Source organism: Salinispora cortesiana, from assembly GCF_000484695.1.
Taxonomy (GTDB): domain Bacteria; phylum Actinomycetota; class Actinomycetes; order Mycobacteriales; family Micromonosporaceae; genus Micromonospora; species Micromonospora cortesiana.
In genome coordinates this window covers 1-14,038 of record NZ_AXVR01000040.1, presented here as the reverse complement: position 1 = coordinate 14,038, position 14,038 = coordinate 1, and the positions used below count along the sequence as shown (strand labels likewise).

General features: G+C 69.8%; 12 protein-coding genes and 2 pseudogenes. 4 read left to right on the top strand and 10 right to left on the bottom strand.

Annotated features, from left to right (window positions below):
• Nucleotides 1-58: 58 nt before the first annotated feature.
• The 7 genes from K228_RS0117120 to murJ all read right to left on the bottom strand — a co-directional run bounded on the left by K228_RS0117120 (nucleotide 59) and on the right by murJ (nucleotide 8,485).
• Nucleotides 59-1,237, bottom strand: coding sequence for an N-acetylmuramoyl-L-alanine amidase (locus K228_RS0117120; protein WP_025619535.1), 1,179 nt, complete (start codon nucleotides 1,235-1,237; stop codon nucleotides 59-61).
• 212 nt (nucleotides 1,238-1,449) lie between these two features.
• Nucleotides 1,450-1,773, bottom strand: a complete 324-nt coding sequence (gene trxA / locus K228_RS0117115) for a thioredoxin (protein WP_018738665.1) — start codon at nucleotides 1,771-1,773, stop codon at nucleotides 1,450-1,452.
• Between the two features lie 33 nt (nucleotides 1,774-1,806).
• On the bottom strand, nucleotides 1,807-2,760 hold the full coding sequence (trxB, locus tag K228_RS0117110) for a thioredoxin-disulfide reductase (protein ID WP_025619534.1): 954 nt from the start codon (nucleotides 2,758-2,760) through the stop codon (nucleotides 1,807-1,809).
• Between the two features lie 189 nt (nucleotides 2,761-2,949).
• Nucleotides 2,950-3,918, bottom strand: a complete 969-nt coding sequence (locus tag K228_RS0117105; RefSeq protein WP_025619533.1) for a hypothetical protein — start codon at nucleotides 3,916-3,918, stop codon at nucleotides 2,950-2,952.
• On the bottom strand, nucleotides 3,915-4,637 hold the full coding sequence (gene sigM / locus K228_RS0117100; RefSeq protein WP_025619532.1) for an RNA polymerase sigma factor SigM: 723 nt from the start codon (nucleotides 4,635-4,637) through the stop codon (nucleotides 3,915-3,917). Before sigM ends, K228_RS0117105 begins: the two co-directional genes overlap by 4 nt.
• A 43-nt stretch (nucleotides 4,638-4,680) precedes the next feature.
• Nucleotides 4,681-6,276, bottom strand: a complete 1,596-nt coding sequence (locus tag K228_RS0117095; protein ID WP_025619531.1) for a protein kinase family protein — start codon at nucleotides 6,274-6,276, stop codon at nucleotides 4,681-4,683.
• A gap of 466 nt (nucleotides 6,277-6,742) precedes the next feature.
• Nucleotides 6,743-8,485, bottom strand: coding sequence for a murein biosynthesis integral membrane protein MurJ (gene murJ / locus K228_RS0117090; RefSeq protein WP_025619530.1), 1,743 nt, complete (start codon nucleotides 8,483-8,485; stop codon nucleotides 6,743-6,745).
• Nucleotides 8,486-8,629: 144 nt separating this feature from the next.
• Here murJ and K228_RS0117085 point away from each other — a divergent pair, with 144 nt between their 5' ends.
• Nucleotides 8,630-10,087, top strand: coding sequence for a CCA tRNA nucleotidyltransferase (locus K228_RS0117085; protein ID WP_025619529.1), 1,458 nt, complete (start codon nucleotides 8,630-8,632; stop codon nucleotides 10,085-10,087).
• Nucleotides 10,088-10,201: 114 nt separating this feature from the next.
• Here the strand turns inward: K228_RS0117085 and K228_RS0117080 are convergent, their stop codons facing one another.
• The gene (locus K228_RS0117080) at nucleotides 10,202-11,431 is read right to left on the bottom strand and encodes an FAD-dependent oxidoreductase (RefSeq protein ID WP_025619528.1); all 1,230 of its coding nucleotides are present in this window, start codon (nucleotides 11,429-11,431) and stop codon (nucleotides 10,202-10,204) included.
• A 93-nt stretch (nucleotides 11,432-11,524) separates the two neighbouring features.
• Here K228_RS0117080 and K228_RS0117075 point away from each other — a divergent pair, with 93 nt between their 5' ends.
• Nucleotides 11,525-12,115, top strand: coding sequence for a TetR/AcrR family transcriptional regulator (locus K228_RS0117075; protein WP_025619527.1), 591 nt, complete (start codon nucleotides 11,525-11,527; stop codon nucleotides 12,113-12,115).
• A gap of 342 nt (nucleotides 12,116-12,457) precedes the next feature.
• Here the strand turns inward: K228_RS0117075 and K228_RS27380 are convergent.
• A pseudogene (locus K228_RS27380) lies at nucleotides 12,458-12,643 on the bottom strand (sigma factor); the annotation flags it as partial.
• A gap of 65 nt (nucleotides 12,644-12,708) precedes the next feature.
• Here K228_RS27380 and K228_RS0117065 point away from each other — a divergent pair.
• On the top strand, nucleotides 12,709-13,113 hold the full coding sequence (locus K228_RS0117065) for a hypothetical protein (RefSeq protein ID WP_018722575.1): 405 nt from the start codon (nucleotides 12,709-12,711) through the stop codon (nucleotides 13,111-13,113).
• 22 nt (nucleotides 13,114-13,135) lie between these two features.
• On the opposite strand, the gene K228_RS0117060 is transcribed toward K228_RS0117065, so the two are convergent.
• Nucleotides 13,136-13,756, bottom strand: a complete 621-nt coding sequence (locus K228_RS0117060) for a TetR/AcrR family transcriptional regulator (RefSeq protein ID WP_025619526.1) — start codon at nucleotides 13,754-13,756, stop codon at nucleotides 13,136-13,138.
• A 129-nt stretch (nucleotides 13,757-13,885) separates the two neighbouring features.
• Here K228_RS0117060 and K228_RS27375 point away from each other — a divergent pair.
• Nucleotides 13,886-14,038 (top strand): annotated as a pseudogene (locus K228_RS27375) (alpha/beta fold hydrolase); the annotation flags it as partial.

Genomic DNA, 14,038 nt, shown 5'->3' with positions numbered 1-14,038 from the left:
GTCCGGCGCCGGCTGACCCCGGCGACCCCGGTCCGGCGCGGGCTGATCACCGCTTCGCTCAGTCGACCACGGTCCCGGCGGCCACGCTCTCGGCCGCCACCATCGCCCGCAGCTTGCTCACGTCGATCGACCCGGTGGGTACGTCCTGTTCGATCGGGTAGTACATCCGCTGGATTGCGGCGACGATCGCCTCCACCACTCGGTCCCGGAACCGCGGGTCGACCAGCCGCGATCGGTCTGCTGGCGAGGTCAGGTAGCCAACCTCGACCCGGACGGCCGGCATTCGGGTCAGCCGGAGGAGGTCCCACGCCTTTGCGTGGGACCGACAGTCGCGCAGCCCGGTTCGCGCCACGATCTCCCGCTGTACGAGGCCGGCGAGGCGCTCGCCGGTGGTGGAGGTGACGCCGTTGTCCGTGCCGTAGTGGTAGGTGGCCACGCCGTCGGCGGCCGGGTTGACGTGCCGGTCGAGGTGCAGGGAGATGAACACGTCCGCGCCGAGCGAGTTGGCCAGGGCGGCCCGGTCGACGTCGGGCAGGTGGTCCCGCTGCGCCGGACCGCGAGTCAGCTGCACCCGTACCCCGGCCGCGGCGAGTCGCCCCTCGAGCCGACTGGCGAGGTCGTGCACCAGGTCGGCCTCGGTCCAGTACAGCTGCCCCTCGGGTACGGTCACCCCCGGGTCGCTGCCGCCGTGCCCCGGGTCGATGACCACCGTCCGCCCGACCAGGGTGGGACCGGACTGTCGGATGGCGTCGGACTCACGGAGCCACTGTGGGCGCCCGCCGACCACCTTGCGGCCGAGGCGTCGGAGCGAGTTCACGGTGTGGGGGCCGCAGGTGCCGTCCGGGACGAGCCCCACCTCGCGTTGGAACTGGGCGAGCGCCCGGGCTGTTCGGACCCCGTAGATGGCATCCGCTCGGCCGACGTCGTAGCCCATCTCGAGGAGCCGTTCCTGGAGCGACCGGATGTCCTCACCGATAAGTGGCTCCGGTACGGAGTGGTAGAGGGTACGGGCACCCAGCCGCCAGCGGGCCGCGTCTAGTGCCTGCCACGTCTCGGTGCCGACTCGGCCGTCCACGCTGAGCCCGCGGGACTGCTGGAAGGCTCGGACGGCACGTTCGGTGCGGGGGTCGAACTCGTCGCTGTCTGGTGCTGCCGGTACGAGTAGGTCGAGGCCGGCCAGCACCTTACGGATCTCGGTGACCGCCGGTCCACGGTCGCCGGGTCGGATCGGACGCACGCTCGACCCCCTTTTGCACGGAAGCTGGCCGGCCGGGCGGCCCGGCGAGGACGCCGTTGGCCGTGTTCCGGTAGCCCCGCCGACGACGGGCGGTGTTGTCTTCTGGGATTGAGGTTAGGCGCTCGCCGGGCCCGAGGTGTGGCGGCCGGAAAAAGACCTGCCCCCCGCACCCGGTGGAGCGGATGCGGGGGGCAGGTCTGGTCGGGTGCTGGTCAGAGCGCGGACTGGATGAGCTTGACCAGCTCCCCCTTGGGCTTGGCGCCGGCGATCGACTGCACTGGCTTGCCGTTCTTGAACACGGTGAGCGTCGGCACGGACATGACCCGGTAGTTACGGGCGGTCTCCGGGTTGTCGTCGATGTTGAGCTTGACGATGCTGACCTGATCGCCCATCTCACCGGCGATCTCTTCGAGCAGTGGCGACACCTTCCGGCACGGACCGCACCACTCCGCCCAGAAGTCCACCAGAACCGGCTTGTCGGACTGCAGTACCTCGGTGGTGAAGCTGGCGTCGGTGACCGACTTGGTTGCTCCCACTACGTTCCCTCCTCGGGGGATGTGTTCGGAATTTCAGCTCTGGATCGTGGCGATGAAGCGCTCGGCGTCCAGGGCGGCGGCGCAGCCCGTACCGGCGGCGGTGATGGCCTGCCGGTAGGTGTGGTCCACCAGGTCACCGGCGGCGAACACCCCCGGGATGCTGGTCTTGGTGCTGGGCGCGTCCACCTTCACATACCCCTCGTCGTCCAGGTCCACCTGGCCACGGAAGAGCTCGCTGCGGGGATCGTGGCCGATCGCCACGAAGACGCCGGTCACGTCGAGCACCCGGGAGTCGCCGGTGTGCACGTGGCGGAGTCGGACGCCGGAAACCTTGCCGTCGGCGCCGAGGATCTCCTCCACCACGGCGTTCCACTCGACCTTGATCTTGTCGTTACCCAGCGCGCGCTCAGCCATGATCTTGCTGGCCCGGAACGAGTCCCGACGGTGGACGATCGTGACCGACTCGGCGAAGCGGGTCAGGAAGTTGGCCTCCTCCATCGCCGAGTCACCACCACCGACCACGATGATGTGCTGGTTGCGGAAGAAGAAGCCGTCGCAGGTGGCGCAGGACGACACGCCGTGGCCGAGGTACTCCTGCTCACCCGGCACACCCAGCGGGCGCCAGGCGGAGCCGGTGGCGAGGATGACGGCCTTCGCCCGATAGCTGGTCTCCCCCACCCAGACGGTGCTGACCGCGTCTGAGCCGACCTCGCCGGTGTTCTTGAGCTCAACCCGGGTGACGTCGTCGGTCAGGAACTCGGCGCCGAAGCGCTCGGCCTGCTTGCGCATGCTGTCCATCAGCTCGGGACCGAGAATGCCGTCGGCGAACCCCGGGAAGTTCTCCACCTCGGTCGTCGTCATCAACGCGCCACCGGACTGCGCCCCCTCGATGACCAGCGGTGCGAGGTTCGCGCGCGCGGCGTAGACCGCCGCCGTGTATCCGGCTGGCCCGGAGCCGATGATGATCAGGTTGCGGACGTCGTCCACTGCCGTCTCCCGATTCGTCTGTATGTTCGCCGACGGCGCACACCGACGGCGAGTCGGTGCCGACACCCCTGAAGCAGGCATCGGCAGCTGATGTAGAGAACGCCATCGTACGAACCGGGAATTCCCGAGCCGGTCATCCGGTGGGTCAGCTCACGTCACGGCACAACACCCCGCGACCGTCGTGGGGTTCTACCCTACCCGCGTACGGTACCGGGTGTCCGCGCCCGACCCGGATACCCCGCACTCGGGACCGCTGACCCAGGCCCAGCGGGCACCAGTCGCATCGGTGAACCGGACGACCAGCGCCGGCTGGCCCTCGAAGCGGGCGTAGTCCACCAGCTCGACCGCCAACCGGCCAGCGTCGTGCTCGACGCCGATCTCGGCCAGGCAGGTTTCGAGCGCGGCCGAATCCGCCAGCCGATCGAGCCCGATCGCCCCAGCCGTCCGGTCGCCCTGGATAGCCACGGATGGCTTCGACTCGGTGGTGCTCTCGCCGGAGTACTGCAGCGGCGACGAGGCCGGAGCCGCCAACTCCTCCCGCTGGTAGTCCCGACCGGTCTGCATCGGCGGCGCGGTGGTGCCCACCGGGCCGGCGACGGCCTGCTCCGGGGCGCCGGTGTTCGACCCCGGACCGTCCGTCCCCCGGCCGAGTTGGTCCAGGCCGAGCAGCCCGACAGCGGTTACCGCTACCACGGCGAGCGCGACGGGAGCACCGACCCGCTGCCACCGCCGCCGTCGCCGACCGGGGCCGCTGGTGGCCACCTGCGGAACGCCACCGGGGCGCCGCGAACCAGCGTGCGACTGAGCCGGCACGACCGAAGGGCGCGCTGCCCTACCGGCCATAGGGTGCGCTGCCCTGCCAGCCGGCACGCCCTCGGCCGGTGCTCTCTCGGTCGTCGGTGCATCGTCGGTCGCGGCCAGCGCGGTGCGAATCTGATCCGCCACGGCCGCGGGCATCTCCTCCGCCGTCCCGTAGGCGACCAGGGTGGCGTGGACCTCCGCGACCGCTGGCGCGAGCCGGGCGTACGCGTCCGCCCAGGCCTCCTCTCGCTCGACCAGGCGGGCGACGGTCACCTCGTCGGGAGTGCCCGCCAGCGCCCCGCCGACGTAGTCGGCGAGTAACTCGTGGTCAACCTCCCGGAACCCCCCGGTCGTCACAGCTCCTCCTGGTTGGCTTCGCGCCGGGGTCGCCCCGACACCGATCGGACGCCACCGCGCGGCTGCTGGTTCCGTCCCGTGACGGTTGGCATACCTCCATCCGAGAGTGGCTGCTCCGGTGCCGTCCGGAGATAGCCGAGCGCCGCCGCCAGACGGGCCCGGCCCCGGGCACACCGGCTCTTCACCGTCCCCTCAGCTACCTCAAGGATGCGGGCAACCTCGGCTATTGGGTAGCCCTGCACATCAACCAGGACCAGCGCGGCACGCTGCTCGACCGGTAGCGCGGCCAGCGCCTCCCGGACCACCAGAGCGGTGTCGTGGTCGGGCACGGGAGCGGCCGGCTCCGTGCCACCGGTGGCACCCGTCACGTCGCGTACGCCGTCGGGCAGTGGCACCGTCGGATGCGCCTGGCGGCGTCGGATCCGGTCCAGGCAGGCGTTGACCACGATCCGGTGCAGCCAGGTGGTCACCGCCGAGTCACCCCGGAACCGCCCGGCGGCCCGATGAGCGGAGAGCAGCGCGTCTTGCAGCGCGTCGGCCGCCTCCTCCCGGTCGCCGAGAGTGCGCAGCGCCACCGCCCAGAGCCGGTCCCGGTGCCGGCGAAGCAGCTCGGCGAAGGCGTCCCGCTCGCCAGCAACATGCGCGCGTAGCAGGTCGAGATCGGAGGCCGGTGGGCTGTCGCTACCCACCGGCCGCTCGGTCGACCCGTTCGGCGCCATCACCACGTCCGGCGGAGACGGCGCCGGGGACGCGGTGAGCGGATCACGAGATCTTGATCTCCTGGATGCCGACCTTGTAACCGCCGTCGCTCGGCGGCAGCTCGGTCAGCCAGACGAGCAGGTACTGGTATTCCGTGTCCGCATCGAACGCGTCGAAGGTCATCGTTGTGCCGGCGTCTTCCTTGGCCGGCCCGATCGGGTTCTGCTCATACTCCGCGAAGAGCGCATTGTCACCCGCGCTCGAGGAGGGGTGCTCGTTGGTGCCCGTGTACAACCGGGCTGACGCACCCCGTGCCGAGAGCTGGACCTGCAGGGACGTGAGGGTGCGGGGCTCACCGAGGTCGAGCCAGATGCCCATGCCCTGCTTGATCCGGCCGAAATCCGGGTGCCCCTTGTAGGTCTGGGTCTCCCAGCCCTCATCCAGACTGCCGTCGAAGACCTTCTCGGCGCCGCGGACCTCGGCGCGATCCCCCTCTGGGTCAATGATCTTCGCAGCGGTGATCTTCGGCGGTTCGGTCGCTGCGGAGTCGGGTGGGTCTTCGCCGGCCGTGGTGGGAGCGGGGCTGGCAGCCGTCGTCGGGTTCCGGTCGCCGTCCCCGCCTCCGCTGAGCATGCTGATGCCGATCAGAAGGCCGACGAGCGCGACGGCCAGGAGGCTGGCGATCCCGACAGCGAACTTGCGCCCCCCGGCGGCGGCCAGCGGTGACGGCTCGGCCCCGGTCTCGGCGGTGAAGCGCAGTGGGCCGCTGCTTTCCAGGAACTGCTCGTCGGACGGGACGTCCAGCCGGGCCAACTCCGCGGCGAGGACATCCGACGGTGGGGGTGGAAGCGAGCCGTCCAGCAGATCCATGGTGAGGTCGTCCAGGTATGCCGGAACCCCGGCCCGCACCTGGCGCGGCGCGGCGAGCGTGCCCTCCGGGCCCCGGACCGCGTCTGGGGTCGCCGCCCGCCCGTGTCCGGCGGTGGCGCCGTGTAACGGGACCTCGGCGTGGGGCCAGTGGCCGGTCAGCGCGAAGTAGAGGACACCGCCGACCGCCCGGATGTCGCTGGCCTGGCTGTCGGCCCCGTCGGTGCGCGCGTCCGCCAACACCACCCGGCCGTCGTCACTGATCATGATCGTGCCGGGGTGGACGTTGCCGTGCACCATTCCGGTGGCGTGCACGGCGGCCAGGGCGCTCGCGACGGCGTTACCGACGGCGGTCGACCGAGCCGGGTCCAGCGCCCCCGCGGCCACGAGTTCCCGCAGCGACTGCCCGTCGACCCACTCGCGGACCACGTATGCCCGCTCGCCCTCGTCGATCGCGTCGTAGACACCGACCAGGTTGGGGTGGATGACCCGACTGGCCGCAACGGCGGCCTGGAGCATCTCGGTGGCGGAGTCGCCGCCCGGGTAGCGCAGCACCACTGCGACGGGGCGGCGCAACACGACATCGACCCCGCGCCAGAGCAGCCGGCCAGCGCTGTCGTTGTTGATGTGCTCAACGAGTTCGTACCGCTCGGCGAGCACATCACCGGCGATCGGAGCACCGAAGGTCATGATCGGCGGAGCGTTCTCATCCGCCTCCTGACCCTCGCCGACCTGGGTCACCAGTCCTCCCTCGGTGATCGTGTCGATCGATGGACCCGTGTTGCTGGGCATTGTGGCTTCCGCTCTGCCTTCCACGAACCGGCCGGCCGTTGTCGGCGCCCGCGCCGACGCCCGCCACACCCGTCGAGAGCGACCTTACCTGGGTTCCCCGCCTTCCCCAGCATGTCATCTTCCCGCCGCACCGGTAGCGGCTGCCGGGCTCGGGTTGCTTGTCCGGTTATAGCCGTTATCGGCGGTGTTGCTGGCGCATGTACTAGCCAATCTAGAGGTTGACCGCTAGTAGTTGCCGCAGGGGCTGGGGTCAGGTGGCGGGGCACCCGGGCCAGATTCCCGGGTCCGCACCGGACATGCCTCCCAGACCGGCAAGTTATCCACAGGATGACCCGGCGACTGAGCGGCCGGGCCAAAGTTATCCACAGCCGCATCCCCAGCCTGGTGATCCTCGTTCACGCAGAGTGCACTCCTTGGTGGGCAGCTTCGATCGTCCTGATCCCGAGAAATAGTCAGAACGGGACGCTCAGTGACCGAGCCGGCGGCGGACCATGGTCACCACCTCGGTAACCTCCGCGATCCGGAGCAGCATCGCGAGCCCGAGGTAGCTGAGACCGATCGCCGCCCCACCGATCAGCAGCTGGACAGCCGCCGCGAACCACCCGAGCTCCTCCGGCCGGCCCGGCAGCAGGCGGACCACCAGGAGGCCGACCAGCGCGGCTCCGAGCGCGGCGACCAGCACCTTGCCCACGGTACGCATGATCCCGCCGAGCCCGATCCGGCCGACCCGGGGCCGCAGCAGCAGCGCGGACAGCACCACCGCGGCCAGGTAGGAGATCGCGTTGCCGAGCATCATGCCGGCCGCGGCGAAGGTGGCGGGAAGGACGACGTAGAGCCCGACCTGCAGCAGCACCCGCAGTGCCACCACCGGGATGTTGGCCAGCGCGGGCGTGCGGGTGTCCGGCAGCGCGTAGAACGCGAACGTGAGCAGCTGGCTGACCGCGAAGGGCACCAGGCCGATCGCAGCGACCAGCAGCACAGTGGCGGTGGCGACCGCGTTCTCCCCGGTGAACGCGCCGTACCGGAACACCACCACGGAGATCGGTGCGGCCAGCACGGCGTAGCAGACCGCCACCGGGGCGAGCACGGCCGTGACCATCCGGGTGCCCCGGGACAGGTCGGCCGTGAGGTCGGTGAAGCGACCGTCCGCCGCGGCGGCGCTCATCCGGGGCATCAGCGCGGTGATGATCGAGACCGCGATGACGCCGTGCGCCATCATCAGCAGCAGGAAGACGTTGTTGTAGATCAGCAGGCCGGCGTCGTCCTCGCCGGCGACCCGGGTGAGCAGGTTGACCACCACGAAGAGCCCGAGCTGGTTGACCGCGACGTAGCAGAACATCCAGGCACCGAGCCGGGCCAACTCCCGCAGCCCCAACGCACGGAAGTCGAAGCGCAGCCTCCACCGGAAGCCGACCTTGCGCAGGGCGGGCAGCAGACCCGCGGCCTGCACCGCCACCCCGAGCAGGGTGCCGCCGCCGACCAACAAGATCCGGTCCGGCCCGACCTGGCCCGGCTGGAGCGCCTGCGCGCCGTAGACCCAGATGTAGAGGCCGAAGGTGCCGATGGCCACCAGGTTGTTCAGGATCGGCGCCCACATCGGGGCGGCGAAGTGCCCGCGCGTGTTCAACACGGCGGCGATCAGCGCACTGATGCCGGTGAAGAACAGCATCGGCAGCATCAGGTACGACAGGTTGGTGACCAGGCCCCGGTAGTCCTCGTCCTTGCCGCCGGCGTAGATGCCGGTCAGCACCGGAGCCAGGACCACCGCGATCAGGGCGGCGGCGGCGAGCGCCACCACCGCCAGGGTGAGCAGCCGCTGGGCGTACGCCTCGCCCCGGTCCGGGTCGGCCTTGCGCCGCCGGACCAGCACCGGCACCAGCACGCTGGTGAGCACTCCGCCGAGCAGGAACTCGTATACCTGGTTCGGGAGGAAGATCGCCGTGGTGTACGCGTTACCGACCAGGTTGCCCAGGGCCGCGCCGATCATCAGGTTCCGGATGAAACCCGTACCCCGACTGACCAGGCTGCCCGCGGCCATCACCAGGCTGTTCGCCGCGGCGCTCCCCTCGGCCACCGCCTCATCCGGGGGCGCCACCGCCTCGGCGGCCGGCTGGTTCAGCGGCTCAGCCGAGATGAAGATCGCGTCGTCACCCGTCGGTCGGCCACCGTCGCCCAGCGCGTTGGCGCTGCGGTAGAGCCGGCCGCTCATCGTTGTCGCCTCCAGGGTCTGGTCGGTGCCCGGCACCGACCATAGGTCCGCGGGCGAGGGCCTCGACACAGACTAGTCGTCGGCTCGGCGTCATCCGCGCCCGGCGGACGCCGGGCTTGGCCGGACCGATAGGCTGGCCCTCCCATGTCCGACTCCGCACCGCACGCCGCCGACCGCCGCGAACTCACCGCCGCGCAGCGCACCGCCGTAGCCGAATTGCTCCGGGTCTCCCCGGTCGCCGACGAGTTAGGCCGCCGCTTCGCGAGCGCCGGTCACGAACTACACCTGGTCGGCGGATCGGTCCGCGACGCACTGCTCGGCCGCCTCGGCGACGACCTGGACTTCTGCACCGACGCGCAGCCGGACGAGACGCTGCGGATCGTGCGCGGTTGGGCCGAGGCGATCTGGGAGACCGGGCGGGAGTTCGGCACCATCGGAGTGCAGCGCGACGGTCTGCGGCTGGAGATCACGACCTTCCGGGCGGAGGTGTACGACCAGGTCAGCCGCAACCCGGTGGTGCAGTACGGCACGAGCCTCGCCGAGGACCTGAAGCGGCGGGACTTCACCGTCAACGCGATGGCGGTCAGCCTTCCCGAGCATCGCTTCACCGACCCGCACGGCGGGTTGGCGGATCTCGCGGCCAAAGTGGTCCGTACCCCGGCGGCGCCGGAGGAGTCGTTCCGCGACGACCCGCTGCGGATGCTGCGGGCGGCCCGGTTCGCCGCGCAGCTGCGGTTCGCCGTACACCCGGACGTCCGGGCGGCGATGGTACGGATGGCCGCCGACCTGGACCGGATCACGGCGGAGCGGATCCGGGGCGAGTTCACCAAGCTGCTCTGCGGCGCCGACCCGGTAGCCGGCCTGCGGCTGCTGGTCGACACCGGGCTGGCCGAGCGCTTCCTGCCCGAGCTGACCGGGCTCAAGCTGGAGATCGACGAGCACGCCCAGCACAAGGACGTGTACGAGCACACGCTGACCGTGGTGCGCAACGCCGTCTCGTACGAGGAGGACGGCTGTGACTTCATCCTCCGGATGGCCGCGCTCATGCACGACGTCGGCAAGCCGGCGACGAAGGCGGTCGGGTCGGACGGTCGGGTCAGTTTCCACCACCACGAGGTCGTCGGCGCCCGGATGACCAAGGCCCGGATGAAGGCGTTGCGCTTCCCCCGGGAGACCACCACCAAGGTCACCGCACTGGTCGCGCTGCACCTGCGTTTCTACGGGTACGGCCGGGGCGAGTGGACCGACTCGGCGGTGCGCCGGTACGTCACCGACGCCGGTGACCTGCTGGCACGGCTACACAAGCTGACCCGCTCCGACTGCACCACCCGCAACCGGCGCAAGGCCGCCCAGCTCGCCGCCGACTACGACGCGCTGGAGGAGCGGATCGCCCGGCTCGCGGCCGAGGAAGATCTGGCCCGGGTCCGTCCCGACCTGGACGGCAACGCGATCATGGAGCTGCTCGGCGTACCGCCGGGTCCGGTCGTCGGGCAGGCCTGGAAACACCTCAAGGAGGTACGGCTGGAGCGGGGCCCGCTGGGGCGGGACGAGGCCGAGGCCGAGCTGCTGCGCTGGTCCCGCGAGCAGGGAATCGTCGAGTAGGGAATCGGCGGCCCTGCGCCGCCTCGGCGGGCGTCAACGGACGATGCCGGTAGCGCTCGGCGTGAGGTGGCCGGTGCTACCGACAGAGTCGGAATCCGTGCCCGTCGTAGCGGATCACGGCTTCATCCGGCTGCGGTGGGTGGGTCGGCGTAGGTGCTCGGGGCGGATGCCGATGCCGACGAGCCAGGCGGGTAGGGCTTGCAGCGCCGGGATCCGCTGCAGCAGGCGGATCGGCGCCGGGGCCTCGATCCGGTCGGTGGTGTGCAGCAGGGGGTCGACGACGCGCCGCTGCGCGGCACGTTGGATGTTTTGCGTCACCACCGCCGGCAAGTGCCGGCGCTTCTGCACCGCGGCGAGGCCCGCCTCGGTCACTGGCTGCCCGGTGGCGAGTTTCGGACCCAGCATCCGGGCGGTGGCCGCGGCGTCCTGTACCGCCAGGTTGATGCCGACGCCGCCGATCGGGGACATGGCGTGCGCGGCGTCGCCGATGAGCAGCGCGCCGGGTGCGTGCCACCGCTCCAGCCGGTTGACCTCCACCGTCAGCAGTTTGACGTCGTCCCAGCTGGCGAGCTCGCCGACCCGGTCGGCGAGGGTCGGGTATCGCCGGGTCACCTGCTCCCGCAGCGCCTCCAGCCCGGCTGCGCGGATCTTGTCGTAGCCGCCCTTTGCGATGACGTAAGCGCACTGGTAGTAGTCGCCGCGGTCGACGGCGAGTATCAGCCCTCCGGCGCCGATCCGCATCGCCAGGCCGTCGCCGTCGTCTGCGTGGCGCGAGATCCGGAACCACAGTACGTCCATGGGTGCGCCGTACTCGACGGGCTTCAGGCCGAGTTCCCGGCGTACCGTTGAATGGCGGCCGTCGCAGGCGACGGTGAGCGATGCCTGGATCTCCAGTTCGCCCTGCGGACCCACGGCCCGGACGCCGGCGACGGCGCCGGACGCGTCGTGGAGCAGGCCCGTCACGGTGGTGGAGCGGAGCAGCGTGAAGGTCGGGAATCTCGCCGCCTCGGTCGCGAGCATTTCCAGGAAGTCCCACTGGGGGACGAAGTACAGGTAGTTGTGGGGCGTCGGCAGGCGGGTGAAATCCACGATGGTGTAGGTGCCGTCGTCGAAGGTGGCGCGCACCGCGTCGGCCTTGCGTCCGGGCAACGCCGCCATCCGTTCGCCAAGCCCGATCTCGTCGAGCATGTTGAGTGTGGAGGGGTGCACGGTGTCGCCCCGGAAGTCCCGGAGGAAGTCGGCGTGCTTCTCCAGCACGGTGACCGCCACTCCCTGCCGGCAGAGGAGCAGCCCCAGGACGAGTCCTGCGGGCCCGCCGCCGACGACACAAACGGTGGTCTTCATGGATTTTCCTCCAATCGCAACTCGTGTTGCTTTTTAAGTCTGCCATGATGGCGAGTAGCAACGCAACAGCCGTTGCTTTAAAGGAGGTGTCCGATGCCTGTCAGCCAGCGACCGGGTGGGCGCAGCACCCGCGTCCGGGCTGCAGTCCTCACGGCCGCCCGCGGCCTCCTCGCCGACGGGTACGCCGAGTTGACCGTCGAACGGATCGCCCAGGCAGCCGGCGTCAACAAGACATCGGTCTACCGTCGATGGACCGACCTGGAAGGCGTCCTCGGTGACCTGCTGAGCGAGTACGCCAGTGAGGTCGTCCCGATCCCGGACACCGGCGACCTCGGCACGGACCTCGAAGAACTGGCGTTGCTGGTCCGGGTCGGCATGACCGGCGAACCTGGCGAGCTGATCACAGCCCTGGCCACGTCCGCGCCCCGCAACCGGCGCGCCGCGCAGATCGTCCGCGGCTTCTTCGCCGAACGGTTCCGCCTTGCCGAGGCCGTCGTCGACCACGCCATCGCCCGCGGCGAACTGCCTCAGGGCACCGATGCCGGGGCCGCGATCGAGATCATTGGCGCGCCCTTCTTCCTACGGCTGCTCGTCGTCAACGAACCCATCGACGAGGAGTTCGCCCGACGTGCTGCCGCTGCGACCACCGCAGCCCTGCACGCCGGCGTCTTCGATCCGAAGTGAGCGCCTCATCCGCCATTGCGGACACAGAGGCGGCCACGGATCGACGTCGACTTGATCAATCTATTGCGACTCTCCTTGATGTCCGATCAGTGGCAGACGGGTGCAGTTGATCAACCGACTTCGCCTCGTTGGTCAAGCCGTTGACGCACTGTCTTGAGGTCGATGCCGGTCAGTCCAAGGTGCGGATCGACGCGGTGCAGTAGTGCCGGCTGGTGGATGATGGGTAGCGACCTCACCGCAGGTCGGCCTCGGTGGTCTCGTCATCGAGCCAGACGAACGGGCGTCCCGCCGCCCATCGCGCCAACGGTCTGGTCTTCCAGTGCATCCCACGTGGTGGTCAGCGGGCGGCACGGCGACCAGGAACTCCGGCCGGCGGGAACGGCGCCGCCAGCCGGACACCTGGTCCCGGTAGAGGATCTGGCGTACGTACGGCTCGGCGTCTCCCCGGATCCGTGGCCAGCGGGCGTACGCCTTGACCAGCGCGGTCTGGAGCAGGTCCTCGGCGCTGTGCTGACTGCCAGCCAGGGAAATCTAGCTATTGACAAGATTCGGGCGGAGGTGCATCTTTACATTGACTAGTTGGAGGTGTCCGCATGTCCCCGTCAACCCTGAACACCGCCGGAATCCTGCTGATCACCGTCGTGACGATCGGGTTCGGTGGACTGGCCCTGCTCCGGCACCTCGCCGGGCGCACAGCCGGCTACCTGGACAACCCGGTCCGCCGGGGCCTCTGGACCGCCGGGCACGCGCACGCCGGGGTGCTGGTCCTCTTCGCCCTCGTGGCCCTGCCCTACATCGAACAGGCCGACGTGGCGGACGGCACCCGTACGCTGATTCGGCTGCTCATCGTCGCCGCCCCGATTCTGATGCCGCTCGGTTTCTTCCTCTCGGTGGTCCGGCCCCGGGACACGAAGCCCAACAAACTCATCTGGCTCACCGTCGCCGGCGGCGCCAGCCTCAGCGCCGGCACCCTGCTGCTCGGGGTGAACCTCCTCTGAGCCCGGCGGCGCCCGGGAGGTTTCACCCCGTTGTGGTGGCTTGTGGCTGGTTGGTGGCCAGGGCGGTGTCGATGAGTGTGGTGGCGGCGGCGCGGGCGTGGTGGGCGGCGTCGTTGGTGCCGGCGATGGCGGCGGTGGTCTGGGCTCCTTCGGCGAGGATGGCGAGTTGGTGGGCGAGTGTGGCGGGGGCGCCGGTTTTCGTGACCAGTTCGGCCAGGCGTGCCTGGAAGCTCGCCTTGTGTTCGCGGATGAGCGTGGCGATGTGGGGTGCGGTGCCGCCGAGCTCGCCGAAGGTGTTGATGAAGACGCAGCCGCGGAAGTCGTCCTCGTCAAACCAGTGGGCCAGCATGTCGTAGATGGCGATTAGTTGATCTCGGGGTGTGTCACTGCCGGTGGCGATGGCGGTTTCGACAAGGCTGTTCCAGATGCCGTGGCGGCGGTTCAGGACGGCTTCGACAAGGTTCTCCTTGGAGGGGAAGAGCTGGTAGAGGCGTTTCAGAGAGACGCCGGCCTCGTTGCGTAGGGCGTCCATGCCCACGGCGTTTATGCCGCGGCTGTAGTAGAGCCGGTCGGCGGTGATCAGGATGTGTTCGCGGATTTGCTCGGTCTGGGGTGTGGTCCGGTTTCGGGTGGCGGGGGGCATGGCTTCCTCTTGTCCCGGGTCAAGTGTGGTGACGGTCATGCTGCCCCAGCTGACGCAGGGGAACGTTCGTTCTCTAACGTACTACCCGATACAAGCGAGAACGAACGTTCTCTAACTTGGGAGGCTGTTATGCCGTACATCACTGTGGGAATCGAGAACAGCACCAACATCGACGTGTAATACGAGGACCACGGTCAGGGACAGCCGGTGGTACTCATCCACGGCTACCCCCTGGACGGGCACTCGTGGGAGAAGCAGTCCGCGGCTCTACTCAAGGCCGGC